At 66.3% G+C, this 26,020-nt stretch carries 29 protein-coding genes; 11 read left to right on the top strand and 18 right to left on the bottom strand.

The genetic code is table 11. From position 1 onward, the window contains the following. Window positions 1-32: 32 nt before the first annotated feature. Genes ACOOFO_RS02305 through ACOOFO_RS02295 form a run of 3 tightly spaced genes read right to left on the bottom strand, consistent with a single transcriptional unit; the run spans window position 33 to window position 2,748 of the window. Window positions 33-812: a DUF1365 domain-containing protein gene (locus tag ACOOFO_RS02305; RefSeq protein ID WP_420428049.1), complete on the bottom strand. Its 780-nt coding sequence runs from the start codon at window positions 810-812 to the stop codon at window positions 33-35. Beyond that, complete coding sequence (locus ACOOFO_RS02300; RefSeq protein ID WP_420428048.1) at window positions 809-2,086, bottom strand: NAD(P)/FAD-dependent oxidoreductase; 1,278 nt, start codon at window positions 2,084-2,086, stop codon at window positions 809-811. Before ACOOFO_RS02300 ends, ACOOFO_RS02305 begins: the two co-directional genes overlap by 4 nt. Before the next feature lie 23 nt (window positions 2,087-2,109). Continuing rightward, window positions 2,110-2,748: an arylesterase gene (locus ACOOFO_RS02295; RefSeq protein WP_420428047.1), complete on the bottom strand. Its 639-nt coding sequence runs from the start codon at window positions 2,746-2,748 to the stop codon at window positions 2,110-2,112. On the opposite strand from ACOOFO_RS02295, the gene ACOOFO_RS02290 reads away from it, so the two are divergent. The 4 genes from ACOOFO_RS02290 (at window position 2,747) to ACOOFO_RS02275 (ending at window position 8,025) form a co-directional block, all read left to right on the top strand. Then, complete coding sequence (locus ACOOFO_RS02290) at window positions 2,747-3,439, top strand: ABC transporter ATP-binding protein (protein WP_420428046.1); 693 nt, start codon at window positions 2,747-2,749, stop codon at window positions 3,437-3,439. The genes ACOOFO_RS02295 and ACOOFO_RS02290 overlap by 2 nt on opposite strands. After that, window positions 3,436-5,949: an ABC transporter permease gene (locus tag ACOOFO_RS02285; RefSeq protein WP_420428045.1), complete on the top strand. Its 2,514-nt coding sequence runs from the start codon at window positions 3,436-3,438 to the stop codon at window positions 5,947-5,949. Before ACOOFO_RS02290 ends, ACOOFO_RS02285 begins: the two co-directional genes overlap by 4 nt. Window positions 5,950-6,054: 105 nt before the next feature. Further along, the gene (locus ACOOFO_RS02280; RefSeq protein WP_420428044.1) at window positions 6,055-7,032 is read left to right on the top strand and encodes a malate dehydrogenase; all 978 of its coding nucleotides are present in this window, start codon (window positions 6,055-6,057) and stop codon (window positions 7,030-7,032) included. Between the two features lie 63 nt (window positions 7,033-7,095). Further along, window positions 7,096-8,025: a pteridine-dependent deoxygenase gene (locus ACOOFO_RS02275; RefSeq protein ID WP_420428043.1), complete on the top strand. Its 930-nt coding sequence runs from the start codon at window positions 7,096-7,098 to the stop codon at window positions 8,023-8,025. Between the two features lie 115 nt (window positions 8,026-8,140). On the opposite strand, the gene glpK is transcribed toward ACOOFO_RS02275, so the two are convergent. The 4 genes from glpK to ACOOFO_RS02255 form a co-directional block, all read right to left on the bottom strand. Then, entirely contained in the window at window positions 8,141-9,619 is a 1,479-nt protein-coding gene (gene glpK / locus ACOOFO_RS02270) for a glycerol kinase GlpK (RefSeq protein WP_420428042.1), read from the bottom strand. Window positions 9,620-9,683: 64 nt separating this feature from the next. Then, a complete protein-coding gene (locus ACOOFO_RS02265) occupies window positions 9,684-10,442 on the bottom strand; it encodes an anti-sigma factor (protein WP_420428041.1) in 759 nt (252 codons plus the stop codon). After that, the gene (locus ACOOFO_RS02260) at window positions 10,439-11,002 is read right to left on the bottom strand and encodes a sigma-70 family RNA polymerase sigma factor (protein WP_420428040.1); all 564 of its coding nucleotides are present in this window, start codon (window positions 11,000-11,002) and stop codon (window positions 10,439-10,441) included. Before ACOOFO_RS02260 ends, ACOOFO_RS02265 begins: the two co-directional genes overlap by 4 nt. A 28-nt stretch (window positions 11,003-11,030) precedes the next feature. Next, window positions 11,031-11,822, bottom strand: coding sequence for a sterol desaturase family protein (locus ACOOFO_RS02255; protein ID WP_420428039.1), 792 nt, complete (start codon window positions 11,820-11,822; stop codon window positions 11,031-11,033). 100 nt (window positions 11,823-11,922) lie between these two features. Between ACOOFO_RS02255 and hemB the strand changes: the two genes are divergently transcribed. Together hemB and aroE are read left to right on the top strand one after the other, a co-directional pair. Next, window positions 11,923-12,927, top strand: a complete 1,005-nt coding sequence (gene hemB, locus ACOOFO_RS02250) for a porphobilinogen synthase (RefSeq protein ID WP_420428038.1) — start codon at window positions 11,923-11,925, stop codon at window positions 12,925-12,927. Next, complete coding sequence (gene aroE, locus ACOOFO_RS02245) at window positions 12,924-13,754, top strand: shikimate dehydrogenase (RefSeq protein ID WP_420428037.1); 831 nt, start codon at window positions 12,924-12,926, stop codon at window positions 13,752-13,754. The genes hemB and aroE overlap by 4 nt, the downstream gene beginning before the upstream one ends. 12 nt (window positions 13,755-13,766) lie before the next feature. Here the strand turns inward: aroE and pyrC are convergent, their stop codons facing one another. The 11 genes from pyrC to dtd all read right to left on the bottom strand — a co-directional run bounded on the left by pyrC (window position 13,767) and on the right by dtd (window position 20,687). Then, on the bottom strand, window positions 13,767-14,849 hold the full coding sequence (gene pyrC, locus ACOOFO_RS02240; RefSeq protein WP_420428036.1) for a dihydroorotase: 1,083 nt from the start codon (window positions 14,847-14,849) through the stop codon (window positions 13,767-13,769). 9 nt (window positions 14,850-14,858) lie between these two features. Further along, window positions 14,859-15,344 carry a gamma-glutamylcyclotransferase family protein gene (locus ACOOFO_RS02235; RefSeq protein WP_420428035.1) on the bottom strand — a complete coding sequence of 162 codons (486 nt, stop codon included), beginning with the start codon at window positions 15,342-15,344 and terminating at the stop codon, window positions 14,859-14,861. A gap of 37 nt (window positions 15,345-15,381) precedes the next feature. Next, window positions 15,382-16,179, bottom strand: a complete 798-nt coding sequence (gene tatC / locus ACOOFO_RS02230; RefSeq protein WP_420428034.1) for a twin-arginine translocase subunit TatC — start codon at window positions 16,177-16,179, stop codon at window positions 15,382-15,384. Window positions 16,180-16,184: 5 nt separating this feature from the next. Then, window positions 16,185-16,574 carry a Sec-independent protein translocase protein TatB gene (gene tatB / locus ACOOFO_RS02225; RefSeq protein ID WP_420428033.1) on the bottom strand — a complete coding sequence of 130 codons (390 nt, stop codon included), beginning with the start codon at window positions 16,572-16,574 and terminating at the stop codon, window positions 16,185-16,187. A gap of 21 nt (window positions 16,575-16,595) precedes the next feature. Continuing rightward, complete coding sequence (locus ACOOFO_RS02220; protein ID WP_420428032.1) at window positions 16,596-16,841, bottom strand: Sec-independent protein translocase subunit TatA; 246 nt, start codon at window positions 16,839-16,841, stop codon at window positions 16,596-16,598. Between the two features lie 2 nt (window positions 16,842-16,843). After that, window positions 16,844-17,191, bottom strand: coding sequence for a phosphoribosyl-ATP diphosphatase (locus ACOOFO_RS02215; RefSeq protein WP_420428031.1), 348 nt, complete (start codon window positions 17,189-17,191; stop codon window positions 16,844-16,846). 21 nt (window positions 17,192-17,212) lie between these two features. After that, window positions 17,213-17,998 carry an imidazole glycerol phosphate synthase subunit HisF gene (hisF, locus tag ACOOFO_RS02210; RefSeq protein WP_420428030.1) on the bottom strand — a complete coding sequence of 262 codons (786 nt, stop codon included), beginning with the start codon at window positions 17,996-17,998 and terminating at the stop codon, window positions 17,213-17,215. 3 nt (window positions 17,999-18,001) lie between these two features. Further along, window positions 18,002-18,733 (bottom strand): 1-(5-phosphoribosyl)-5-[(5-phosphoribosylamino)methylideneamino]imidazole-4-carboxamide isomerase, encoded by a 732-nt coding sequence (hisA, locus tag ACOOFO_RS02205; RefSeq protein ID WP_223054758.1) that lies wholly within the window; start codon window positions 18,731-18,733, stop codon window positions 18,002-18,004. 95 nt (window positions 18,734-18,828) lie between these two features. Then, complete coding sequence (hisH, locus tag ACOOFO_RS02200) at window positions 18,829-19,470, bottom strand: imidazole glycerol phosphate synthase subunit HisH (RefSeq protein WP_420428029.1); 642 nt, start codon at window positions 19,468-19,470, stop codon at window positions 18,829-18,831. A gap of 12 nt (window positions 19,471-19,482) precedes the next feature. Next, complete coding sequence (gene hisB / locus ACOOFO_RS02195; RefSeq protein ID WP_420428028.1) at window positions 19,483-20,073, bottom strand: imidazoleglycerol-phosphate dehydratase HisB; 591 nt, start codon at window positions 20,071-20,073, stop codon at window positions 19,483-19,485. 173 nt (window positions 20,074-20,246) lie between these two features. Further along, window positions 20,247-20,687: a D-aminoacyl-tRNA deacylase gene (dtd, locus tag ACOOFO_RS02190; RefSeq protein WP_420428027.1), complete on the bottom strand. Its 441-nt coding sequence runs from the start codon at window positions 20,685-20,687 to the stop codon at window positions 20,247-20,249. A 178-nt stretch (window positions 20,688-20,865) separates the two neighbouring features. Here dtd and ACOOFO_RS02185 point away from each other — a divergent pair, with 178 nt between their 5' ends. The 5 genes from ACOOFO_RS02185 to ACOOFO_RS02165 all read left to right on the top strand — a co-directional run bounded on the left by ACOOFO_RS02185 (window position 20,866) and on the right by ACOOFO_RS02165 (window position 26,015). Next, window positions 20,866-21,732 (top strand): lysophospholipid acyltransferase family protein, encoded by an 867-nt coding sequence (locus ACOOFO_RS02185; RefSeq protein WP_420428026.1) that lies wholly within the window; start codon window positions 20,866-20,868, stop codon window positions 21,730-21,732. Between the two features lie 23 nt (window positions 21,733-21,755). After that, window positions 21,756-22,859 carry a TRAP transporter substrate-binding protein gene (locus tag ACOOFO_RS02180; protein ID WP_420428025.1) on the top strand — a complete coding sequence of 368 codons (1,104 nt, stop codon included), beginning with the start codon at window positions 21,756-21,758 and terminating at the stop codon, window positions 22,857-22,859. Window positions 22,860-22,943: 84 nt separating this feature from the next. After that, complete coding sequence (locus ACOOFO_RS02175) at window positions 22,944-23,909, top strand: ABC transporter ATP-binding protein (protein ID WP_420428024.1); 966 nt, start codon at window positions 22,944-22,946, stop codon at window positions 23,907-23,909. After that, window positions 23,906-24,652, top strand: coding sequence for an ABC transporter permease (locus tag ACOOFO_RS02170; RefSeq protein WP_420428023.1), 747 nt, complete (start codon window positions 23,906-23,908; stop codon window positions 24,650-24,652). Before ACOOFO_RS02175 ends, ACOOFO_RS02170 begins: the two co-directional genes overlap by 4 nt. Window positions 24,653-24,662: 10 nt before the next feature. Beyond that, window positions 24,663-26,015 carry a GldG family protein gene (locus tag ACOOFO_RS02165; protein ID WP_420428022.1) on the top strand — a complete coding sequence of 451 codons (1,353 nt, stop codon included), beginning with the start codon at window positions 24,663-24,665 and terminating at the stop codon, window positions 26,013-26,015. Window positions 26,016-26,020: the final 5 nt, after the last annotated feature.

Genomic DNA, 26,020 nt, shown 5'->3' with positions numbered 1-26,020 from the left:
GCGGTCTTGCGATCGCGACTCATGACGGGGCATTAGTGAGACTCCTGTATCGGCGGTTCAGGTTTAGGGTGATAACGGGCGCCGCGCAACCAGATCTTCAAGGCCTGCCAATGGATCGCGGCAACAACCTTCAGGGTGGCCCAAGGCATGCGCGCCGTCGCCAGCGCGATGCTGCGGCTCGTGAAGGGACGACGCTGACCGCTCAGGACCGCGTCGAGTAAGGGGCCATCGGCGTTGTAAACGCCGATGGCAACGCGCACACCCTCGCCGGGCGCCCGCAGTTGAAATCGATAGCCGCCTTCCACCGCAAAAAAGGGTGACACGTGGAAGGTTTTAGCGACGTGCTGCGGTGTCTCCCAGGGCAACGCCTGCCCCTGGGCATCCAGCACATAGCAGTGCCGCTCGCCAAAGGTGTTGCGCACTTCGGCGATGACCGCGCGCAGCACACCGTCGTTGTCTTCGCAATAGAACAGGCTCAGCGGGTTGAAGACATAGCCGAGGATGCGCGGCATGCACAGCACGCGCACCCGGCCGCCGTGCAGGCGCACGCCCCGCTGAGCCAGGGTGGCGTCCACCCAGGCGCGCAGTTCACCCGGGGCAACACCATGATCGCGGTCGTGAAAGCTGAACAGATTGAAGCGGTTGTAGGAGAACAGGCGGTGGCGGCGCGCGGTGTCCGCCAGCCGATCGATGTCCAGCAGCACATAGAAAATGGCGTAGACAAAACGGTAGAAGGGCTCCACGCGCCGGCGATGGATCACGCGCGCGCGGTACAGCACCGCCTCCTCGCGCTGTGTGCGCTGCGCGTTCACAGCCCCTCCGCCCAGTGCGGTGCACACTGGGGATCGATGCCGGCCGCTGCGCGCAGCCCAGCCTTGAGACCATCCTCATGGAAGCCGTAACCCGTCCAGGCACCCGCCCACCAGATGCCGCCACGTCCCTGAATCGTGGGCAGTCGCTGCTGGGCTGCCACCGTTTCCGGACGATACTGAGGGTGGGTGTACTCGGTCTGATAGACCACCGTGGCCGGGTCGGGCTCGCGCGGTGGATTCAGCGTCATGATGTAGGGCTGGTCGCCGCGCAGGTTCTGCAGGCGATTCATCCAGTAGCTGACCGCAATGGGCTGATCGTTGAGTGCGTCTGCATCGAGCAGTGCGTTCCAGCTCGACCAGGCGCGACGTCGGCGCGGCATCAGGCTGGTATCGCTGTGCAGTACAGCGCGATTGCGTGCGAAGGGCACGGCACCCAGGACCTCCCTTTCTTCAGCCGAGGGCTGATCGAGCATGGCCAGCGCCTGATCACTATGGGTGGCGCAGACCACCGCATCGAAGCGCCGCTCACCCTCGGGTGTGCGCACGTGGACGCCATCATCGGCGCGGCGCAGGCGCTGTACCGGTGCATCTGCGTGGAAGCGGGCGGCTGTGCGCTGGCGCAGGCGTTCGACATAGCGCTGCGACCCGCCCGCCACGGTCATCCATTGCGGCCGATCGACCACATTGAGCAGGCCGTGGCTCTGGAAGAAGCGCGCGAAGGTCGGGAAGGGAAAATCCATCACTCCGGCCGTGGACATGCTCCAGATTGGACCGGCCATGGCTGCGACGTAGCGCACACGCAGGGCCATCGGATAACGATGCTGTTCCAGGAAATCACCCAGCGTGATCTCCGGCAGGGCGTTTTCCGCCAGCAGCCGCTTGACGTGGCGATTGAAGCGAATCACCGACAGCAGCATGCCGATATGGGTGGGGGACACGGTCAAGCTCGGCTGGGCGAAGACGCTCAGCAGGCTGTCCGAGCCGGACCATTCCACACGCCCCTGCTCCACCGATACGCCCAGCGACATGTCGCTGTCCTGCAGCGGCACGCGCAGCTCGCCCATCAGATTGTAGAAGTTCGGGTAGTTGACCGGATTACAGACAATGAAGCCGGTATCAACGGCCTGCTCGCCGACGGCGGTATCCACCGTCACCGTGTTGCTGTGACCACCAAAGCGATGACTCGCCTCGAAGACGGTGACTTGATGTTGCTTGCCGAGGCAGTAGGCGGCCGAGAGGCCTGTGATGCCCGAACCTATAACCGCGATGTCCATAAGTGTCCTGTTGCTTTCCGGTCCTAATTACGGACGGCTGCGCGTTTGGATGCGTGCAGCAGCGGCTCGATATAGGGCCAGACAAAGTCGAGGATGCGCGGTTGCGCCTCGGCAGAAGGGTGGATGCCATCGTCCAGGAAGGCGGAGCGGTCTTCGGCGATGGGGGTCAGCAGAAAAGGCACCAACGGAACGTCATGGCTTTCGGCGACGGTTTCGAAGCTCTGGCGAAAGCGCTCGGTATAGGCAGGCCCATAGTTGGATGGAATGCGCATTGCGAACAGCACCGGCTGCGCGTCGCTTTGCTGCACCATGCGCACCATGGCGGACAAATGCTCGCGAAGCGTGCCCGGCGCCAGCCCGCGCAAGCCGTCATTGCCGCCAAGCTCGATCAGGACCAGGCTCGGCTCGTGACGCGCCAGCAGCTCGGGCAACCGCTCGCGTCCGCCGCGCGCGGTCTCGCCACTGACACTGGCGTTGATGACGGTGTGCGGCAGATCATGACTGCGTATACGCTCCTGCAACAGATGCACCCACCCCGACTCCAGCGGGATACCGTACGCCGCCGACAGCGAATCACCGAGCACAAGGAGTTTTGGGGCCGCTGCGCTCACGAGCGGCAACCACAGAACGAAAACGCCGAGCACCCAGAAAGTCTTTGCCATGACGCCAATGATTGTCGCCGAATCCCTTTGCAAGCGCGTAACCAGCGGCAACGCGCCTCTTGACATTCTGCGCGGGGTGAACCTTCGTGTAGATCGTGGCGAATCCTTGTCCATCGTTGGTGCCAGCGGATCGGGCAAAACGACCCTCCTCGCGCTGCTCGCCGGCCTCGACACGCCCACCAGCGGCCGCGTGCTGCTCGATGGGCGCGACATTACCCAGATGGACGAGGAGGCTCGCGCCATGGCGCGCGCGCGCAAGGTCGGTTTCGTCTTCCAGTCCTTTCATCTGCTTCCCGGCTTCACCGCACTGGAGAACGTCATGCTGCCGGCAGAGCTGGCCGGCCAGCAGGACGCGCGCGAACGCGCCCGCCAGAGCCTGGAGCGCGTGGGTCTGGCAGCGCGCTGCAGCCATTACCCGCATCAACTCAGTGGCGGCGAGCAGCAGCGGGTGGCGCTGGCCCGCGCCTGGGTCACCCAGCCAGCGGTGCTCTTCGCCGATGAGCCCACCGGCAGTCTGGACGCCGACACCGGGGCCCGCGTAATCGAACTGCTGTTCGCACTCAACCAGGAGCACGGCACCACGCTGGTGCTGGTGACGCACGATCATCAGCTGGCGGGCCGCTGTCACCGCCGCATGCACCTCGCCGACGGACAGATCAGCGACGCCACGCCCCAGCGCGCGCGCTCATGAGTGCTTTCGCCGCACCGATGCGCTATGCGTTGCGCCGAGTCCGCCACGGCTGGCGCAGCCGAGGTGCCTGGCTGCTGGTAGCTGCGCTGGCGGTGGCCGTGGCCGCCGCTGGCGCAGTTGGCTTGTTCTCGGACCGCGTGCGCGCCGCCTTGGTAGCCGAGAGCGGTGAGGCACTAGGGGCCGATGCCGTGTTGCGTGCGCCGCGCCCCATTCCCGATGCGCTGCGCGAGGCAGCCCAGTCGGCAGGTCTGCGCACTGCCGCCTTCGTGACCATGCCCACAGTCGCCTTCGGGCCTGACGATCGCAGCGCACTGGTCTCGCTCAAGGCAGTGGATGACCACTACCCGCTGCGCAGCGCGCTGCAGACAGCGGATCGTCCCTTCGGCGCGGCCGGTCCCGCCACACCTCCCGAGGCTGGCACAGCCTATGTCGACAATCGGCTGTGGGCGGAACTGGGCCTGTCTCCCGGAGCGCGTATCGAGGTCGGTCGTATCGAGTTGCGCGTGGCCGGGGTACTCGCCTTCGAGCCGGATCGCGGCAGTGGCTTTCGCGATCTCGGGCCCCGCTTGATGATGCATCGCGACGATCTTGCCGCTTCCGGTCTGACTGGCCCCGGCGCGCGCCTGCGCTACAGCCTGCAGCTGGCAGGCCCCCAACCGGCGCTGCAGGCACTGGCCGAGCGCGCGCGGGCAGAGGGCGTCGACATGCAGACGCCCGCCGAGGCACGACGCGAGCTGGCGGCGGCGCTGGACCGCGCTGATGTCTTTCTCGACCTGGCGGTGGTCGCCGCCCTGCTGCTGGCCGCCGCGGCGGCCATGATCGCCGCCGACAACTTCGGGCGCAGCCTGCGCGACGAAGCGGCACTGCTGCGCGTGATGGGCGCCTCGCGCGCCTTCATCGGGCGCGCGCTGTTCAGTCTGCTGCTGTTGCTCGGCGGTATCGGTATCGTCACCGGGCTGGTGCTGGCCTGGCTCGGTCAGGCAGCCATCGCCGCCATTGCCGGCAGCCTGTTCGGTGCCGCGCTCCCTGCCGCGGGTGTGCTACCCGCACTGACCGCTGCCGGTCTGGGCGCGCTGCTGCTGGTCGGCTTTGCGATGCCCTCGGTCCTGGCTGTACGCGATGTCTCGCCAATGCGCGTCTTCCAGCGCGCCGTCGACGACCGGCGCGCAGCGGTCTGGCTGGTACGCGGCCTGGCGGTGGCGGCGCTGGTGGCGCTGATCGCCGTACAGGCCAAGAGCGTCACGCTGACCGCGGTGGTTATCGGTGGTGGAGCGGTAGGGGCCGTGTCCCTGTTCGTGATCGCCCGCCTGATGCTGCGTGCACTGGGCGGACTGCGCCGCAGTGGCGCCGCGGGTGCCGCCTGGCGGCTTGGGCTGGCCAATCTGGCCCGCCGCGGGCGCAGCGCCGGCGGCCTTGCCGCCTCCCTTGGCCTGGTTCTGCTCGCGCTGCTGCTCATGGCCATCGTGCGCCTGGAGCTGCTCGATCAGTGGCGCACCAGCCTGCCAGCGGGCACACCCAATGTATTCCTCATCAACGTGCAGAGCGACCAGCGCGCCGCGCTGACGGACTTTCTCGCGCAACGCGGTTACCCGGACATTCAACTCTGGCCCATGGCGCGTGGGCGCCTGGTGGGCCTCAACGGAGAAGCCGTCAGCGCAGCCGATTTTGATGATCCGGAGACGCGACGCTGGATCAACCGCGACTTCAATCTCTCCTGGAGTGCACAACTGCCCAGCGATAACCGCTTGATCGAGGGGCAGTGGTGGAACGAGGAGCAGTACGACCAGGCGCTGCTATCCGCGGACGACTACGCCGTCGAGCGCCTGGCGCTGGAGATTGGGGACACGCTGACGCTGCGCTTCGCCGACCGCGATGTGACCTTCACCGTACACAACCTGCGCGAAGTGGAGTGGGGCAGCTTCCGCCCCAACTTCTTTCTGCTGGCGCCACCCGAAGTGCTGGCGGGCGACCGTGTCGCCACCAACTGGCTGACCAGCCTGTTCGTGCCGGAGCAGGACAGCGGTCTTCTGCGGGCGTTGGTGGAGCGCTTCCCCAACATCACCGCCATCGATATCGACGCACTGCTGGCACAGGTGCGTCAGGTCATCGATCGCGTGGTCGAAGCGATTGCCTTCCTGCTCGCCTTTGCCCTGGCAGCGGGCCTGCTGGTACTGCTGGCTGCGATCGAGACCTCACGCAGTGAACGCGAACACGAGGTCGCACTGCTGCGCACCCTGGGGGCCCGCCGGCGCTTCATCGCACGTGCCCTGCTGATGGAATACGGCACCCTTGGCGCCACTGCCGGCCTGCTTGCAAGCGGGATTGCCCAGCTGGTGTCGTGGCAGCTGGCGCAGCGCGTCTTCGAGATGCCCTACACCCCCTCGCTGTGGCCGTGGCTTGCCGGACCGCTGTTGGGTGCCTCGCTGGTCGGCGCGCTTGGCTGGCTGGCCCTGCGTGGGGTGACGCAGGTGCCTCCCGATCGCATGCTGCGCCTGCACACGGAGGGCTGATGCCGCTGACACCGCGCAAAATGGGCCATCGGGCACCTTCGGGCATAATTGGCCCGCCAAAACGGCGCACAAAGCCATTCAACGGATCTTGGGAGCATGACAACCATGGCTGACCCCGTACGTGTCGCAATCACCGGCGCCGCCGGCCAGATCGCTTATTCGCTTATCTTCCGCATTGCTGCCGGCGACATGCTCGGCAAGGACCAGCCGGTCATTCTTCAGCTGCTCGACATTCCCGATGCGTTGGAGAAGCTGCAGGGCACGGTCATGGAGATCGATGACTGCGCCTTCCCGCTGGTGCATGGCATTACCGCCTCCGCCGACCCGAACGAAGCCTTCGCCGACATCGATTACGCGCTGCTGGTGGGTGCACGTCCGCGTGGCCCCGGCATGGAGCGCAAGGACCTGCTGCAGGCCAATGCCAAGATCTTCTCGGTGCAGGGCAAGGCGCTCTCCGATGTCGCCAAGCCCAGCGTCAAGGTACTGGTGGTCGGCAACCCGGCCAATACCAATGCGCTGATCACGGCCTCGAATGCGCCCAAGATCGACCCGCGCCAGATCACGGCCATGACCCGGCTGGACCACAACCGTGCCGAGGCGCAGCTGGCCAACAAGACCAGCAGCCATGTCAATCAGGTCAACAACCTGATCGTCTGGGGCAACCACAGCGCCACCCAGTATCCGGACCTGTCGCACTGCACCGTCGACGGCAAGGCTGCCAAGAATCTGGTCGACCAGGCCTGGATCGAGAACGATTTCATTCCCACCGTGCAGCAGCGCGGTGCCGCCATCATCAAGGCGCGCGGCGCGAGTTCGGCCGCTTCCGCCGCGTCCTCGGCCATTGACCACATGCGCGACTGGGCGCTGGGTTCGAAGGGCAAGTGGGTCAGCATGGCGGTGCCTTCCGATGGCTCCTACGGCATTGCCCCGGGCATCGTCTACTCCTATCCGGTGGTCTGCGAGAACGGTGATTACCGCATCGTGCAGGACCTGCCGATCGACGACTTCTCGCGCGGCCGCATGACCGAGACGGAAAACGAGCTTCGTGAAGAACGCGCAGCCATCGAGGATCTGCTCGGTTGATTCTGGTAACGGCGGCGGTGCGCATCCTCCTGCAGTGATGCGTACCGCCGCCGTATCTATTTGATGGACAGACCCTACCGTCTGCTGACGGCAGCACCCGCCGACGCCGATGCGCAGGCACACCTATTGCTGCACGTCGTGCACGACGGAACGATCGACGACCGCCCGCAAGGCGCAATCGTGCGCTCAGGTCTTCCGGTGCTCGATGGCCCCGCAGAGGAGTGGTGGCTGTCACCCGATCCGGTACGGCGCTTCGAGCACGCCGGTGCGGCACTGCGCGGCAACCGCGATATTGCGATGGGCTGCGTCTACCTGGACGAGGACAGGCTGCGGGCCGACCCGGCGGCGGCCGCGCAGGGGGCTTTCGCCGCCCTGCTGGAGGCCATCAAGGCGAACGGCTACCCCTGGCTGTTGCGAACCTGGATCTACCTCGCCGACATTCACCGTGGCGCTGACGATGCCGAGCGCTACCGGCAGTTCTGCGTAGGCCGGGCCCGCGTCCTGGCGGAACATACCAGCGGGCCGATGGAGTTTCCGGCCGCCACTGCCATTGGCCGGCCCAGCGGCGGCGGCGGTTCCATTCATTTTCTTGCCGCGACCACGGCCGGCGAGGCCATCGAGAATCCGCGCCAGACCAGCGCCTTCGACTACCCACGGCGCTACGGGCCGCAGCCGCCCAGCTTCGTGCGCGCCATGCGCACCCCCTGGCGCGATCTGCTGGTATCGGGGACCGCCTCGGTGGTGGGGCACGACAGCCGCTTCCCGGGCGACGCGCAGGCACAGGCGGCCACCACGCGGGATAACGTGCAGGCATTGCTGGCGCAGTCGCCCGCCGACTGGCAGGCCGAGCGCACCATCATCTATGTGCGCGAGCCGAAGGATCTGGCGGCGGTGAAGGCGCTGCGCCCGGCGAGCGGGGCCTGCACGGTGCTGCAGGGCGACATCTGCCGCCCGGACCTGATGCTCGAGTGCGAGGTGCTGCTGCGCGGCTAGTGCCGCGCCATCGCCACTAGGGCCTGTTCACACGCAGTCGGTCGTGGCGTTGGCCCCGGAAATCAGTAGGACGCGGCCCGTATGCGGGCCGCGACCGACTGAGGGTTAGCAGGCCCTAGCCGCTGCGTACGCGTTCGACCGCGCGCTGCCAGCCCTCATAGAGACGATCCGCGTCGGCCTTCGGACGCTCCGGGCTGACCCGCTTGTCCGACTCCCAGAGCTGGGCAATGGTGTCGAGGGAGTCGTACACCCCCGTCTGCAAACCGGCGAGGAAGGCAGCACCCAGGGCGGTGGTTTCGATGACCGAGGGCCGCACCACCGGGATGCCAAGGATATCGGCCAGGAACTGCACCACCCAATCGTTTACCACCATGCCGCCGTCGACACGGAGCTCACTCGGCGCATAGGCATCCTCACGCATGGCGCCGATGAGGTCGCGCGTCTGATAGCAGACCGATTCCAGCGCCGCGCGCACGATATGCGCCATACCCGTATCGCGGGTCAGGCCCAGCACGGCGCCGCGCGCCTCCGGATCCCAGTAGGGCGCGCCCAAGCCGGTGAAGGCGGGTACGAGGTAGACACCGCCCGTGTCCGGAATCGAGCGCGCGATGTCTTCGGTATCCGCGGCGTGACGGATCAGCCGGGCGGCATCGCGCAGCCACTGCACCGCGGCCCCGGCAATGAAGATGCTGCCCTCCAAGCCGTAGGTCACCTCCCCGTTAAGACGATAGGCCGTCGTGGTCAGCAGGCGATTCTTGGAGCGCACGAACTCGCTGCCAAGATTCAGCACCATGAAGCAGCCGGTCCCGTAGGTGGACTTGATCATGCCCGGCTCGAAGCAGGCCTGGCCGACCGTCGCTGCCTGCTGATCGCCGGCCACGCCGGCCACCGGGATAGGGCCGCCGAAGAGGGCGCTGTCGGTACTGCCGAAAGCATGGGCGCTGTCGTGCACGTCGGGCAGCATCGCGCGCGGCACGCGGAAGAATTCCAGCAATTCGTCGTCCCAGCGCTGCAGCCGGATATTGAACAGCAGCGTGCGCGAGGCGTTGGTCGCGTCGGTGGCGTGCACGCGGCCGCCGGTGAGCTTGTAGATCAGCCAGCTGTCGACCGTGCCGAAGGCCAGTTCGCCGGCCTCGGCGCGGGCGCGCGCGCCCTCGACGTGATCGAGAATCCACGCCGCCTTGGTCGCGGAAAAATAGGGGTCCAGAAGCAGGCCCGTCTTCTGCTGCAACCAGCCATCGCGGGCGGCGCTGTGGTGCTGCTTGCAGAAATCGGTGGTGCGGCGATCCTGCCAGACGATGGCGGGGTGGATGGCCTCGCCAGTGGCGCGATCCCAGACGATGACCGTCTCGCGCTGGTTGGTGATACCAAGGCCGGCCACCTGCTTGGCCTCGACGCCCGCCTTGGCCATCGCCTCGCGTACGCAGTCGCGACTGTCACGCCAGAGCTGACCGGGGTCGTGCTCGACCCAGCCGGCACCGGGATAGAACTGCTGCAGCTCGCGGGACGCACTGGCCACGGCTTGGGCCCGCGTGTCATAGAGAATGGCGCGCGTACTGGTCGTGCCCTGATCGACCGCGAGTAGATAGGTCATCGGCTTCCTGAATCCCCTTTTGGCCCCATGCTAGCGCAGTCGACGGCGCTGTCCAGCCAATGGATCAGGATTCCAGCGGGAAGACCTCGACCACCTCGCCCGGCGTGCCCTCCGGCGCGCCACCCTCGGGTTCACGGCTGATCGCGAGTGCGCCCGTATCGAGGCCGGCGGCTTCCGCCGGAACCGTGACGGGACGCGCACCGCTGCGCGGCAGCACGCCGAGGGAGACCGGCGCACCATCGCCGATCCACCACAGTTCGTAGTCGGTATTCGGCGGCGGCGGCTGCAGTCCTTCGGCAGCCGCCACCACCGGCTGTCCGTCGCGCAGACCCACCGTCCAGCGACGGGCGCCGTCGGCGATGGCCAGCTCCTTGAGCGGCTGGATCGGTGAGGGCGTCGGTTCGGCAATGACCGGCGGCTCCGGTTGATGGACGCGCTCCGGCAAAAAGAACGCGATGACAGCAAGCATCACCGCGGCGGCAGCCGCCAGCCCGCCCATGCGGCGCTGTCGGCGACGGCGTCCACCAGCCGACGGTGCGGCGGTGCCTGCGCGTGGCGTGGACATACTGCCACCGCTGGACAAGGCGCCCTGGGCGCCGATACGCGCCATGATGCGTTGGCGTACTGCGTCCGGTGGGGTCACCGGCTGAAGCGACCGCGTCATCACCTGATGCAGATGGGCCTCCCACTGCGCCACGTCGCGCTGCAGCGTCTCCGACGCCTGCAGCCAGCGTTCGAAACGGCGGCGGGCACGGCCCTGCAGGGTACCGAGCACGTACTCGGCCGCGAGCAGGGAACGCGTTTGCGGATCGAGTGATCTCATCGTTCCAGGCACTCACGAAGCCGCTGCAGACCGCGACGCACCCAGCTCTTGACGGTGCCCAGAGGCGCCGCGAAGCGCTCCGACAGCTCGGGGTGGGTGTAGCCCTCGTAATAAGCCAGCATCAGCGCATCCCGCTGGTCGTCAGCGAGTTCGTCCAGACAATCATGCAGCCGTTCCAGGTCGCTCTGGTCCTCGGCCTGCTGTTCGATATTGACCGTTTCGTCGACATGGCTGGGCAACGGCTCGCCTGACTCGCTGCTGTATTCCGAGACTTCCGGACGCCGCGCGCGCAGCATGTCGAGCGCACGGTAGCGTGCAATGCTGGCCAGCCAGACATTGGGCGAACCGCGCTCGGCGTTGTAACTCTTCGCTTTGTTCCAGATACGTACATAGCAATCCTGCAGGGCCTCCTCAGCGAGATCCCTCCTGCGCAAAATACGCAGCAGAAGTGCAAAAAGATGCGCACTGGTTTCCGAATACAACTCGGCGAAGGCGGTACTGCTGCCCTCGGCAGTCGCGAGCAGCAGCGATTCCAGGCGCTGAACGTCGTCTTGGGACAAGGCGGTCGAACTCAACCGGTTACGGGGGTTACATCCTAGCGTTCCGCCGCCAGGGCTGCATCAGAAGAGCGCGCAGTCGCTGCGATTCCGGATCGCGGTCCGCGTCCTGACCGATGCGCATGCCCAGTTGGCCGTCCTTGGGTGCAGCGCGATAACTCCCGAAAAGATGGTCCCAGATCGACAGCACATTGCCAAAGTTGCTGTCGGTCTCGTCGCGCACGGTGCTGTGGTGGACGCGGTGCATGTCGGGTGTCACCAGCCACCGACGGAGCCAGCGATCGACGCCCGGGCGCAAGGCCCAGTTGGCGTGATTGAACAGGGCGGCGAAAGCCAGCAGCGCCTCGAACAGCAACACCGCCAGTGGTGGCGCGCCGAGCAGCACGACCACTGCCATCTTGTAGCCCGCCGACAGCAGCAATTCCCCGGGATGAAAGCGCAGCGCGCTACTGGCGTCGAGTTCGGTGTCGGTGTGGTGCACACGGTGCCAGCGCCAGAGCCAGCCAAAGCGATGCATCAAGCGGTGCTGCCAGTAGATCGCAGCGTCCAGCAACAGCCAGGCCAACGCGACGGCCAGCCACCACGGCAGCGGAAACTGCTGCAGCAGGCCAATGCCCTCCGCCTGGGCCCACAGGGCGGCGCCGGCCACGCCGAGCGGCACCAGGGCGGTGGCGGCGGCACCCACCAGGGCCATGCCCGCGTGCACGGGCCAGCGATGGGCCGTCGCCGTACGCGGCCGGCGGGGATAGGCCCGCTCCAGCCAGCCGAAGGCAGCGATGCCACCCACGAAAAGGGCTAGGCGGATGGTGGTCTCAAACTCCATGGCAGGGTCGCTTCAAGCTCTGTGCATGGGACCGCATTGCGCGCATTCGGTTGCCTTGCGCACAACGGGGAACAGGCCCCGACCCCCCTATAATGACGGCATGGTCGAAGAACGCTTTCCCGCCACACGCATGCGTCGAAGCCGCATGCAGGAATTTGCCCGCCAGCTCACCTGCGAGCATCGTCTGTCACCCGCGGATCTGATCCAGCCGCTGTTCGTGGCAGAAGGCGCCCAGGTGGGGCCGGTGGCCAGCATGCCCGGTATTCAACGGCATGCGCTGGATCAGTTGGGCGCAGAGTGTCGCCGGGTGCAGGCCCTCGGCATTCCCGCAGTGGCGCTGTTCCCGGTGCTGCCGCCGGAAGCCAAGGATGACACCGGCAGTGCGGCGCTGGACCCGAATGGTCTGGTGCCGCGTGCCATTGCAGCCGCCAGGGAGGCGGCTCCCGGCCTGGGCATCATCGTCGACATCGCCCTCGATCCCTTCACCGACCACGGTCACGATGGCGTGCTGCGTACCGACGGCTCGGTCGACAACGACGCGACGGTGGAGTTGCTGACCAAACAGGCCATCGTCTATGCCCGCGCGGGGGCCGACGTGCTGGCACCCTCCGACATGATGGACGGCCGCGTGGGCGCCCTGCGCACCGCGCTCGAACGCGACCGGCGCTTCGATGTGCTGATCCTGTCCTACGCAGCTAAGTACGCCTCCGCCTTCTATGGCCCCTTTCGCGATGCGGTGGGTAGTCGCACGGCACTCATCGGCGACAAGCGCAGCTATCAGATGGATCCGGCGGGAAGCGACGAGGCCATGCGAGAAATCGCCCTGGACCTGCGCGAGGGCGCGGACTGGGTCATGGTCAAGCCAGGCATGCCCTACCTGGATATCGTACGCCGGGCGAAGGCCGAATTTGGTGTACCGGTAGCGGCCTATCAGGTCTCCGGCGAGTACGCCATGCTGGAAGCGGCCGCAGCGCAGGGGGCTTTCGACCGGCGCCGCATCATTCTCGAGACACTGACCTGCTTCCGCAGGGCCGGCGCGGACATGATCCTCAGTTATCACGCCGCCGAGGCCGCCGCCTGGCTGCGCGAGGAGCGCGGGGCATGAAGCGCTTCGCCGTCATTGGACAGCCTGTGGCCCACTCGCTGTCGCCCCGTATCCATCGTCACTTTGCCGAGCAGTGCGACATCGCGCTGTCCTACGAGGCCATTGAAGTGACACCAGACGCCCTCGTCGAGCAGCTGGCCGCGTGGCATCGTGACCAATGGTCCGGCTTCAACGTGACGCTGCCGCACAAGACCGAGGTGCCATCCGCCTGCGTCGCCCGCAGCCCACGCGCGGAGGTCGCCCAGGCGGTCAACACCCTGTGCTGGCGAGAGGACGGCTGGTATGGCGAAAACACCGACGGCGAAGGCCTGCTACGCGATCTGGTCGACAACCTCGACGTGGCCATCGCCGATCAGCGCATCCTGGTGCTGGGCGCCGGTGGGGCAGCGCGCGGCATCCTGCTGCCACTGCTGCAGCGCCGCCCGGCCGAACTGGTGCTGTCCAGCCGCACTCCCTGGAAACCGGAAGCCATTGCCGAGGCCATGGCAGAACACGGGCGAATCCGGCCAAGCACCCATCTTGCGCTCAAGGGCGACTGTTTCGATCTGGTCATCAATGCCATGTCGGTGGGCCACAGCGGCAGCTTCCCGCGCTTGCCGGAAGGACTGTTCGACGCGGCGGCCGTGGCCTACGACCTCAGCTATGGCGCTGCTCACGCCCCCTTTGCCGCCTGGGCGCAAGCGCAGGACGCAGCTGTGGTCCACGACGGGCTCGGCATGCTGGTCGAGCAGGCGGCGGTCAGCTTCCAGTGCTGGAACGACCTGCTGCCGCGCACCGACGCCCTGATTGCGACCCTGCGCGCGGAATCCCGCCAGGCATCCGCCTAGGCAGGCACGCGCTCAGCGGGCCTGGGCGGCCTCAACCGTGCCCGCCTGCTGCAGGCGCCAGGCAAGCGGATTTCCGGCGTGGAAGGGGCGGATGCGCACCGATCCCGCCTCCATGGTCTCGGGTACCGTCCAGGACGTGCGCTGCAGCGTGACCGTGCCCGCGTTCAGCGGCAGGCCATAGAAGCGCGGTCCGTATTCGGAGGCGAATCCCTCCAGCTTTTCCAGCGCGCCTTCCTCCTCGAAGGTCTTGGCATAGCTTTCCAGCGCCACAGGCGCACTGAAAATGCCCGCGCAACCACAGGCGCTTTCCTTTTCGGCGATGCCGTGCGGCGCAGTGTCGGTACCGAGAAAGAACTTGGGATTGCCGGAGGTGGCCGCTGCGCGCAGCGCCTGTCGATGATGCTCGCGCTTGGCCACCGGCAGGCAGTAGTGGTGCGGGCGGATGCCGCCGACCAGCAGCGCGTTGCGGTTGAACTCGAGGTGGTGGGCGGTGATGGTTGCCGCTACCCGCTCGTTGGAGGCACGCACGAAGTCCACGGCCTCGCGCGTGGTGATGTGCTCGAACACAACCTTCAGGGCCGGAAAGCGCTCCAGCGTCGGAGCCAGGATGCGCTCGATGAAGACGGCTTCCCGGTCGAAGATGTCGATGTCGTGGTCGACCACTTCACCGTGCACCAGCAGTGGCATGCCGATGCATTGCATGCGCTCAAGGACGCGGTCCAGACGCCGGATATCGGTCACCCCGGAGGCAGAATTGGTGGTTGCGCCGGCCGGGTACAGCTTGCAGGCGGTGAACACGCCTTCGGCATGGCCGCGTGCGATCTCGTCCGGATCGATTTCATCGGTGAGATAGGCCGTCATCAACGGCTCGAAATCGCAATCACCGGGGAGCGCAGCCAGGATGCGCTCGCGGTAGCGCCGCGCGGCCTCGACCGTGGTGATCGGCGGCACCAGATTGGGCATGACGATGGCGCGGGCGAAGGGCCAGGCGGTATGCCGTGCCACGGCCGCCAGCATGTCGCCGTCGCGCAGATGCACGTGCCAGTCGTCGGGTCGGCGCAGGACGAGACGGTCGGTCGACGCTTCGGCGGACATGGCGGCTGCTCAGGGCGGGTTGGTCGGGGATTCTAGCAGGGGGGCATTGCGTGCCGATCGCCAAGGCAATCCGCCCGCGTGGGTGGAGCGATCCACGATGTCCTCCACGGTCATGCGATAGCCACTCGCGCCCCAACGCAGACCACCGCGGCGCTTGCCGGCCACCGGTCCCTGATACACATAGAGCCACGCCCAGCCTGGACCCGCCCGACAGGGCCAGGGCCGGCGCACATACTCCGACCGCAGCGGGCGGGCCGGATCAAAGCCTTCGTAGGCGTCCAGCGCTGCCAACAGCCCTGGCCGAGTCAGCGCGTAGAGCTCTGCGCAGACCCATCCCCAGCCGGGGCGGAAGCCTGGATAGGCTCCCAGGTCGTAGAGCCATCCACGCAGACAGACCTGGCCGATCCAGCGCGCGTGACGGTGCAGGCCGAAGTGCCGATGCGCGGGCTGGTCGTGCATCAGGCTGCCGTACACCAGGACGTGATCGCGAATCATGGCGGGCGAGCCAGCCACCCTGAGCGGTCTGGCTCGCTCAGGGCTCGTCGGACTGACGCTGCGCGTCGACGTCGGCGCTGCCCGGCACGAACCAACGCGCGGCCAGGATGCCCAGTTCGAACAGGGCATAGGCCGGCAGCGCGAGCATGGTCTGCGACACGATATCGGGCGGCGTCAGGAAGGCGCCGAGCACGAACAGTCCGACCAGCACATACGGCCGCTTCGCGGCCAGCTGCCCCGGCGTGGTGAAGCCGCTCCACACCATGAGCACGATGGCGATCGGCATTTCAAAGGCAATGCCAAAGGCCAGGAACATGCCGAGGGCGAAATTCAGATAGCGCGAGATGTCGGTCATCACCGCCACGCCTTCGGGGGCGACAGAGATGAAGAAGCCGAAGACCACCGGGAATACGACGAAATAGGCGAACAGCATGCCGGCGTAGAACAGCAGGGTGCTGCTCGCCAGCAGCGGCAGCACCAGACGCTGCTCCTGCAGGTAGAGGCCGGGCGCGACGAAGGCCCAGATCTGATAGAGCACCCAGGGCAGTGCGACCACCAGCGCGGCCAGTGCAGCCAGCTTGAAGGGGGCGAAGAAGGGCGATGCCACGTCGGTGGCAATCATGCTGGCACCTTCCGGCAGCAGGGCCATCAGCGGTGCGGCCGCAAAGCTGTATAGCTCCTGCGCGAAGAAGGCGAGGGGAACGAAGGCGATCAGGATCCCAATGAGTGCGCGCAGTACACGATCGCGCAGCTCGATCAGATGCGCGATCAGCGGCTGTTCGCTATCGGGTTGCGAGGCGTCCTTGCGCCCAGTGCCACTGCCTTTCTGGCTCATCGGTGTCAGTGGCGATCCGCCGGTGGCTCGGCCTTGGGCGGTGTGTCATCCGCGGCCTCCGGCGTCCGGTCCTCTACTGCGGGTGCGGCTTCCGCAGCGGGGCTTGCAGTACCGGTAGCGGGTGGGGTCTCATCGCTCTGCGCCAGTGCGCGCACTTCCCGGTCAGCAGACTGGAACCCGGATCGGATTTCGCTCTCGGTGCTGCGCACCTGCTGGCGGATTTCCTTGATGTGCACCTCGCGGTCCAGTTCGTTGGACAGGCTGCGGGCGTAGGAGCGCGCCTGACCGACCCAGCGTCCCACCGTGCGCGCTGCCACCGGCAGGCGCTCCGGGCCGAGCACGACCAGCGCGATGACACCGACGAAGAGCAGTTCCCAGAAGCCGAGATCGAACATGGACGGTGTCCGTGCAGGGGGTTAGCTACGCGTCCGGTCTTCCGACTTGTGCGTCTCGCTGCTGGTGCTGCTGTCCTGGTTCTCGCTGTCTTCGGTGGTGAGATGCTGGACATGATCCTGGGCATCCTTCTCACCGGTCTTCATCGAATCCTTGAAGCCGCGAATGGCGGAACCGAGATCACTGCCCATGCCACGCAGCCGCTTGGTGCCGAAAACCACGATGACGATGCCCAATACGATCAACAACTGCCACAAACTCGGTGCCATAGCTACGCTCCATTAGAAGATTGCCCCCGGGCCGCTTTCTCGGCCAAACCGGAGGTGCCTGCACGCCGTGCGAGTTCGCCGTAGAGCTGTTCGGGCTCGATGCCGGCATGCGCCATCAGAACTGCACAATGAAACCACAGGTCGGCCAATTCGTGAACGAGATTCACTGAATCTTCATTCTTCGCCGCGAGCAGCACTTCGGCTGCTTCCTCGCCGACCTTCTTGAGAATGGCATCCATGCCCTTGTGATGCAGCCGCGCCACATAGGACTGCTCCGGGTCCGCGTCCAGGCGGGCGCGGATGGTGGCCTGCAGCGCCTCAAGGGCGGTCACGTCGGCGGGGGGATGCATCGCGATGGCCGGTGATGGCGCCTAGGCGGCGCGCGGTGGCAGACGGACGTTGATGCCGCGACCGGCAAGAAATTCCTTGGCCTCGCCTACGGTGTGCGTGCCCTGGTGGAAGATGCTCGCTGCCAATACCGCGTCCGCCTCGCCTTCGGCCAGGCCCTCGTAGAGATGGTCGAGGGAGCCGACACCGCCCGAGGCAATGAGCGGAACCGGGATATTGGCCGAGATCGCGCGCAGCAATTCGGTGTCGTAACCGGACTTGGTGCCATCGCGGTCCATGCTGGTAAGCAGCAGCTCGCCAGCGCCCTTCTCCACCATGGTCGCACACCACTCGACCGCATCCAGACCGGTGCTCTTGCGGCCGCCGTGGGTGAAGACTTCCCAGCGCGGCGGTTCCTTGCGCTTGTTGACGCGCTTGGCGTCGACGGCAACGACGATGCATTGCACACCGTAGCGACCCGCGGCCTCGGTGACGAAATCGGGATCGATCACTGCCGCGGTGTTGATTGACACCTTGTCGGCACCCGCCGAAAGCAAGGCGCGCACGTCGGCGCAGGTGCGAACGCCGCCGCCGACCGTAAACGGGATATAGATCTGGCGCGCCACCTGCTCGACGGTGGCAAACAGGGTGGGGCGGTCCTCGTGGCTGGCGGTGATGTCGAGAAAGACGAGTTCGTCCGCGCCCTGCGCGTCATAGCGACCCGCGACCTCGACCGGATCGCCGGCGTCGATGATGTCGCGGAACTTCACTCCCTTGACGACGCGACCGCGATCGATGTCGAGACAGGGAATGATGCGTTTGGCCAACATGGCTCAGGTCCCGGCCACTTCCAGGGTGGCCTGCTTGAAATCAATGCCGCCCTCGTAGAGGGCACGCCCGATGATGGCACCGATGACCCCGTCACTTTCAATCTCGTGCAGGGCGCGAATATCGTCCATGGAAGACACGCCACCGGAGGCAATCACCGGGGTACGGATCTGCGAGGCGAGTTCGCGGGTTGCTTCGGTGTTGACGCCCTTCATCATGCCGTCGCGACCGATATCGGTGTAGACGATGGCTTCCACGCCGTCTTCCTCGAACTGCTGTGCCAGCTCGAGCACGGTGTGCTGCGACAGCTTGCTCCAGCCATCGACGGCGACGCGGCCATCGCGCGCGTCCAGACCGACGACGATGCGACGCGGGTATTCGACGCAGAGATCGCGCAGGAAGTGCGGTGCGGTAACGGCGCGCGTGCCGATGATGATCCACTCGGCGCCGGCATCCAGATAGCGCTGCACCGTGTCCTCGTCGCGAATGCCACCGCCGACCTGGACCGTGAGATCCGGGCAGCTCTCGCAGATGCGATGAATGATGTCGGCATGCGCGGGACGACCCGTGGCAGCACCGTCGAGATCGACGATGTGCAGGCGCTTCGCGCCGGCTTCGCTCCAGCGACGGGCGACGGCGACGGGGTCATCCGAAAACACCGTCACATCGTCCATCTTGCCCTGACGGAGGCGGACACACTGCCCGTTCTTGAGATCGATTGCGGGAATAAGAAACATGATGACGTGACGGGGATTGGCGAGGCGTGGGAAATGCTCGAGGGGCGCGAGAGCGGGGCGCGGGCGAGAAAGGGTAGCGCGGCGCCATTAGGCGCTCATGGCTCCCACTGGATGAAGTTGTTGAGCAGCATCATACCGGCTTGCTGCGATTTTTCGGGATGGAACTGGAAGGCTGCCACATTGTCGCGTCCGATGGCAGCGGCAAAGCGATGCGTGTAGGTGGCCTCGCCCAGGACATGCTCCGGCGAAACCGGCTCGGCGTAGTAGCTGTGCACGAAGTAGAACCAGGACGCGTCAGGGATGCCCTGCCACAAGGCGTGCGGCTGACGCTGATGCACCTTGTTCCAGCCCATGTGCGGCACCTTGAGCCGCTGTTCGCCCGGCTTGGGCGCGGGCGGATCCGGGAAGCGCACCACCCGACCGGGGATCAGGCCGAGGGCATCGACGCCGTCGTTCTCCTCGGAGTGGTCGAGCAGTACCTGCATACCCAGGCAGATGCCGAGCAGCGGTTTCGTCTTGGACTGCTCGCGTACGAAGGCGTCCAATTCCAGCCGCTGCAGCTCCGCCATGCAGGCGCGCACGCCGCCCACACCGGGCAGCACCAGACGCTCGCACTTGGCGAGCTTGTCGGGGTCGTAGGTAACTTCCACCCGCTGCGAACCGGCCGAACGCTCGAGCGCCTTGGCCAGCGAATGCAGGTTCCCCATTCCGTAATCAATGACACCAATGGCCGACATCGAGGGCTCCGGCTAGAGCGTTCCCTTGGTGGATGGAATGGCGTCCGAGCGCGGATCGCGTTCCACCGCCGCGCGCAACGCCCGGCCGAAGGCCTTGAAGATGGTCTCGGCAATGTGATGGGCGTTGCGGCCACGCAGCGCATCCACGTGCAGGGTCAGCAGGCTGTGATTGACCATGCCCTGGAAGAACTCACGCAGCAGGTCGACATCGAAATCGCCGATGCGCGCCCGTGGGAAGTCGACAAACCACTCCAGGCCCGGTCGGCCGGAAAGATCCAGCACCACGCGGGACAGCGCTTCGTCGAGCGGAACGTAGGCGTGGCCATAGCGGCGGATACCCTTCTTGTCGCCCACGGCCTTCATCAAGGCCTGACCCAGCGTGATGCCGATGTCCTCCACGGTGTGGTGAAGGTCGATGTCGGTATCGCCCACGGCGGTGATGCTCAGATCGATCAGTCCATGGCGGGCAATCTGATCGATCATGTGGTTGAGGAAGGGGGCCGGGGTTTCAAGCCGGGCCTGCCCACTACCGTCCAGGTTGATGTCGACGGTGATCTGGGTCTCTTGTGTGTCCCGCTGCACGCGGGCAGTGCGCGCGTTCATGGCGGCCAGCCGGTTAGTAAGGCCGCGTAGGATACTCCGCTTGGTGCACGACGCAACTCCCCGGCGGATCAGCGGCGAGAGCGCATGGTTGCGCGCTCTGCCTGCTGTGTGACGGCAAGCCGTGCAGAAACATGCCGACGCAGGCGACCGGGAGGCGCGTCAAAGGATCCCGATCAGACCTCGATCCAGAAGCTGACCGGTCCATCGTTGGTTAGCGTCACTTGCATATTGGCACCAAAGCGGCCACTCGCCACTGCACCGGTGTGCACCGCATGGGCGTGGGCGCAGGCGGCATCGAACAGCGGTTGCGCCTGCGCCGGCTTGGCCGCGCCTTCAAATCCGGGGCGCAGACCGCGGCGTGTATCGGCGCACAGGGTGAACTGCGGTACCAGCAGCAGACCGCCGGCGATGTCGCGCAGGCTGCGATTCATGCGTCCCTGGGCATCCGGGAAGACGCGGTAGGCAAGCAGGCGCTCGATCAGGGCCTTGGCCTGGCTCACCCCATCCTCGGGCCGGATGCCCACCAACACCATGAGCCCGGTATCAATCCGCCCAACGCAGTCGCCATCGATGATCACCTCGGCCCGCGTCACCCGTTGCAGAAATCCGATCATGTCTGCCCTGTCCACATTTTCCTACAAGCCGCGCCGACATCCGACCGATACCCCCCGCCCGCCGTCTTGCGCACTCTAACGTCAGTGACCGCCACGGAAGCCCCCACGCACGGACGCGCAGGCAGGTAGTCACGCCATGGACGGCACGGCGCCCATGCGGATCGTATGATGCGGCCCCATGAAAGCGTCGCTGTCGCATGCCGCGCTGCAGTGCGTCGGCTCTCTTCCTCAACCGTTGATACGGCTGCTCGGTACGGTAGCAGGCTGGTTTCTGTGGTGGAGCGGCGGCCGACCTCGACGTGATGCGCTGACGCATATCGCGCGTTGTTTTCCCGACCTTCCTGAAGCGAGCCGCCGGCGCCTCGTGCGGCAGTCCCTGCGCGCCTTCTGCACGGCCGTGATCGAATCCCCCGCCATCTGGTTCGGCCCGGAGCGGCGACTTCGGCGCTGGTTGCATGCGCCGGCAGCCGCGGCACGACTGCGCGCGCTGGCCGATCAGCATCCCGGCGGCGCCATTGTGCTGTGTCCGCACATCGGCTCCTGGGAGCTGGCCGGCATGTTCTGTGCGCTGCATGGCGGCATCACGTCGCTGTACAAGCCGCAGCCCGGCGCGGTGGATGCCCTGATCCTGCGCGGTCGCCAGCGACTGGGGGCGCGGCTGGTATCCAGCGACGGCGGCGCTGGCGTACGCGCACTGCTGATGGCACTGCGTCGCGGTGAACGCGTTGGCATCCTGCCGGATCAAGACCCGCCGGAAGGTGCGGGCGCCTTCGCACCGTTGTTCGGCATCCCGGCCCATACCCCGACACTGGTGCACGGCCTGGCCCGACGCACGCAGGCACGGGTGCTGTTCTGCTATGCCGAACGCGTCGGCTGGCGGCGCTTCCGCTTTCACATTGTGCCGGCGCCCTCGGCCGGAAACAGTGTCGAAGCGCTGAACCGTGCGGTGGAGAAGGTGGTGTTGCACTTGCCCGGACAGTACTGGTGGTCGTACCGTCGCTTCCGCCGTCGGCCCGAGGGCCAGCCGCGTTTCTACCCGCGCTAGCACCCGAATCAGGAGACCCAAGCATGCAAAGACGCGACCTCATCGTCGCCGGCCTCGCCGCAGGAGCCGGCCTCGCCGGCTGCAGCCCCGCCTCGCAGGAGGGCGCAACCGCTACCAGCAAGCAGCGTGCCTCCTTCCGCTGGACCATGTACACCACCTGGCCGCGCAATTTCCCCGGCCTGGGCAGCGGCGCGGCACGTCTGGCGGAAACCATCAACACCATGTCCGAGGGCCGCCTGCAGGTGGAAGTCTTCGGCGCTGGCGAGCGCGTGCCGGCCATGGAGGTCTTCGATGCCGTGTCGCGCGGCAGCGCGCAAATGGGCCATGGCGCCGCCTACTACTGGAAAGGCAAATCGCCAGCCATGCCCTTCTTCACGGCCCTGCCCTTCGGCATGACGGCCGACGAAATGACCGCCTGGCTGCACTGGGGCGGGGGCATGGAGCTGTGGCGAGAGCTGTACAGCGACTTCAATCTGGTGCCTTTCGATGCCGGCAACACCAGTGCGCAGATGGGAGGCTGGTTCAACAAGCGCATCAACTCGGTCGAGGACCTCGACGGTCTGCGCATGCGCATTCCCGGACTGGGCGGTGATGTCATGGCGCGGCTGGGCGTCGCCACGGTGAACATCCCGGGCGGAGAGCTTTATCAGGCGCTATCCACCGGTGCCATCGACGCGGCTGAATGGGTCGGCCCCTACAACGATCTCGCCTTCGGCTTCCAGAAGATCGCGCAGTACTACTACTACCCCGGCTGGCAGGAACCCGGCGCAACGCTGGAAGCCATCGTCAACAAGGACGCCTGGGATGCGCTGCCCAAGGACCTGCAGGCGATCGTCGACACCGCCTGCAAGGCCGCCTCGCACACGATGCGGGCGGAGATCAATGCGCGCAACGCCGAGGCCCTGCGTGAGCTGCGCGAGGAACACGATGTAGAGATCCTGCGCTTCCCGGATACGGTGCTCGACGCCCTCCACGCCAAGGCAGGCGAGGTGGTCGAGGCCCTGGCCGAGCGCGATCCCTTTGCACGCAAGGTCTGGGATGCGTACCGTCCCTTCCTGCAATCGATTGCCGAAAGCACGAGGCTCAATGACAGCGCGCAGCTGGGCCGACGCCGACTGGGCACTTGAGGGCCGATGCGCGCGACCCCATAAGCCTTTTTGCCTCCGACCGCCGACGCGGCGGTCGATCGAAGCGGATCACAAGAGCGACGCATGGACCAACAGAACCTCATACAGGCGGAGGGGCTGAGCCGACGCTATGGCCCGACCCTGGCGGTGGACGGCATTGACCTTCGCCTGCGCAAGGGAGAAATCCTAGGCCTGCTCGGCCCGAATGGCGCCGGCAAGTCCACCACCATGAAGATGCTGACCGGTTGCCTGGCGCCGAGCACGGGCCGGGTGCGCATCTGTGGCTACGACATGCAGACGCAACCGGAGGCCGCCAAGCGCCATCTCGGCTACATGCCCGAGATTCCGCCGCTCTACCCCGAGCTCAGCGTCGAGGAAATGCTGGGCTTTGCTGCCCGCCTGCACGGCGTAACCAGAGCGCAGCGTCGCGCCGCGGTGGAACGCGCCATCGCCAGCTGCGGCCTGCAGGACATGCGTCGCCGCCTGGTCAGCAATCTCTCCAAGGGCTATCAGCAGCGCGTCGGCCTGGCCCAGGCCATCATTCACAACCCGGACGTCATCGTGCTCGACGAGCCAACCATCGGCCTCGATCCGATCCAGATCCGCGAGATCCGCGCCCTGATCGCCGAGCTCGGGCGAGATCACTCGGTGTTGCTGTCGAGCCACATTCTTCCCGAAATCCAGGCGGTCTGTGACCGCGTCATGATTGTGGCGGGCGGGCGCGTGGTCTATGCCGACACCGTGGCCGAAGCGGCCCGCGCCCGTTTCGACAGCGTGGTGATCGGACTGCAGCGCCCGCCTTCGCTGGACATGCTGGCAGCGCTGGCCGACGTGCGGCAGGTCGAGCCGCTCGATGCGCATCGCTTCCGATTGCACTGTCGCACCGACAGCAGCGCGCGCGAAGCCTGGGCCGCCGCCGCGGTCCGGCACGACTGGGGCCTGTTCGAACTGCATCCGGAGCGCAGGACGCTGGAGGATGTCTTTGTCGAACTCACCGCCGGCGACCGCCCAGCCGCGAGCGAAACCAACACGACGGAGCAGACCGCATGATCTCGGGCACGATGAGTATCGCGGGCAACGAAGCCCGCCGCATCTTCACCTCGCCGCTGGCCTGGACCGTGCTGGCCATCGTCGGCGGCATCAGCGGCTTCATTTTCATCACCCTGCTGGTGAGCCTGCAGCAGGACCCGCGCGCACTCTCCGATTACATGGGCGTATCGGATTACGTCAGCGCCGGCGTCTTCGGCTTTGCCACGCTGCTGTTCCTTCTGGTGATGCCCTTGATGACCATGCGCCTGTTCGCCGAAGAGCGCAAAAGCGGGGCCATCACGCTGCTCTTTTCGGCGCCGGTATCGCTGACTCAGATCGTCCTGGGCAAATTCTTCGGGCTGATGAGCTTCATGCTGGCCATGCTGGTACTGCTGGCATTGATGCCGGTTTCGCTCGCCTTCAGTACCGATCTGGACTACGGCCGCCTGGCCGCGGGCTTGCTCGGTCTGCTCCTCATGCTGATGGCCTTCGGCGCGGCCGGCCTGTTCGTTTCCACCTTGACGCGCGAGCCCACCATTGCGGCGGTCGGTGGCTTCGGGCTGCTGCTGCTGCTCTGGCTGGTGGATGTCCTGGCCTATCAGGACATGCCCTTCGCCGATCTGTTCCGGCAGCTGTCGCTGATCGGCCACTACCAGAACCTGCGGCGGGGTGTCTTCGATACCGCCGATCTCGCCTACTACCTGCTGTTCACCGGCACCTTCCTGTGGGCCGCGGTGCAGCGCCTGGAAATGGAACGGAACTAGGACGCGCCTCATGACGACTGCTCGCCTTTTCGCGCGTTGGCAGCATCTGCTGCGCATTGTGCTGGTGCTGGCGCTGGTCGCCCTGATCGGGACCGCCAGCCAGCTCTACAAGCACACCTTCGACTGGACCTACGGCAACCGCAACAGCCTGTCCGAGGCCAGCGTAGCCTTGCTGCAACGCATGCCGGGGCCGATCACCTTCACCGCCTTTACTTCCAGCGATGCCGAGGTCAAACGCAGCGTCATGGCCGACCTCGCGCGCTATCGTCGGGTGAAGGACGATATCGAGATCCGCTTCGTCGACCCGTCCCGCCAGCCCCAGGTGGCGCGCAGCGCCGGCATCCGCCGCTTCAACGAAGTGCAGGTGCAGTACCAGGGCAACGCCGAGGTGATCAGCGATCTGGGAGAGCCTTCGGTGACCAGTGCGCTGCAGCGACTGGCGGAGCCCGAGAAGAAGGTGCTCTATGTCCTGCAGGGGCACGGCGAGCGGCGGCTGGATGACGGCGGCGACCTCGGTATCCAGCGCCTCGTCGGGGCGCTACGCGACACCGGTCTGCGCGTGCAGGCATTGAACCTGGCCGAGGCGGGCGCCATCCCCGAGAACGCCACCGCCCTCGTTCTGCTCAGCCCGCAGCGCGCCCTGCTGCAGGGCGAACAACAGCAGGTGGCCCAATGGATCGACGATGGCGGCAATCTACTCTGGTTCGCTGACCCGGACAGCGCCGCCGACCTGGGACCTGTCAACGACGCCCTCGGTGTGCAGTGGCAACCCGGCGTGGCGGTGTTTCCGGACTACGAGGCCACCTCGGGGCATCCCGGTATCCTGCTGGTGACCGACTACCCACCCAACCCGATCACCCAGCGGCTGGAAGACATCACCGTGTTCCCGCTGGTGCGTGGCCTGGATTGGGACATGGACAGCGAGTGGCGCGGCATGCCGCTGGTCGTCACGCGCGACAGCGCCTGGCTGGAAACGGGTCCGATCGAGGGAGACCTGGCCTTCGAGCAGGCGGCGGGGGATATTCGCGGCCCGATCACCGTCGGTGCCACGCTAACGCGGGAACACGCCCATCCCTCGGGCGAGGGCAGCATCCAGCAACGCGTGGTGCTGTTCGGCGATGCTGATTTTCTTGCCGATGTCTATTTCGAGGAAGTCGGCAACCGCCAGCTGGCGCAAAATATTTTTCAATGGGCAGCGACGCGGGACCGTCAGCTCAGCATCGATGTACCTACCGTGCCGGATGCCTCGCTGCATATGTCCGGCTTCTGGCTGACCGTCATCGCCGCGACCTTCGTCATCGGCCTTCCACTGCTGCTCTTGCTCTTCGGCGTTGCCCGCTGGGTTGTGCGTCGCCGTCGCTGATCTCG

The organism is Algiphilus sp. (assembly GCF_965216485.1).
GTDB lineage: Bacteria > Pseudomonadota > Gammaproteobacteria > Nevskiales > Nevskiaceae > Algiphilus.
Note: the sequence above shows the minus strand (reverse complement) of the source record. Positions and strands in the feature narration are given on the sequence as shown.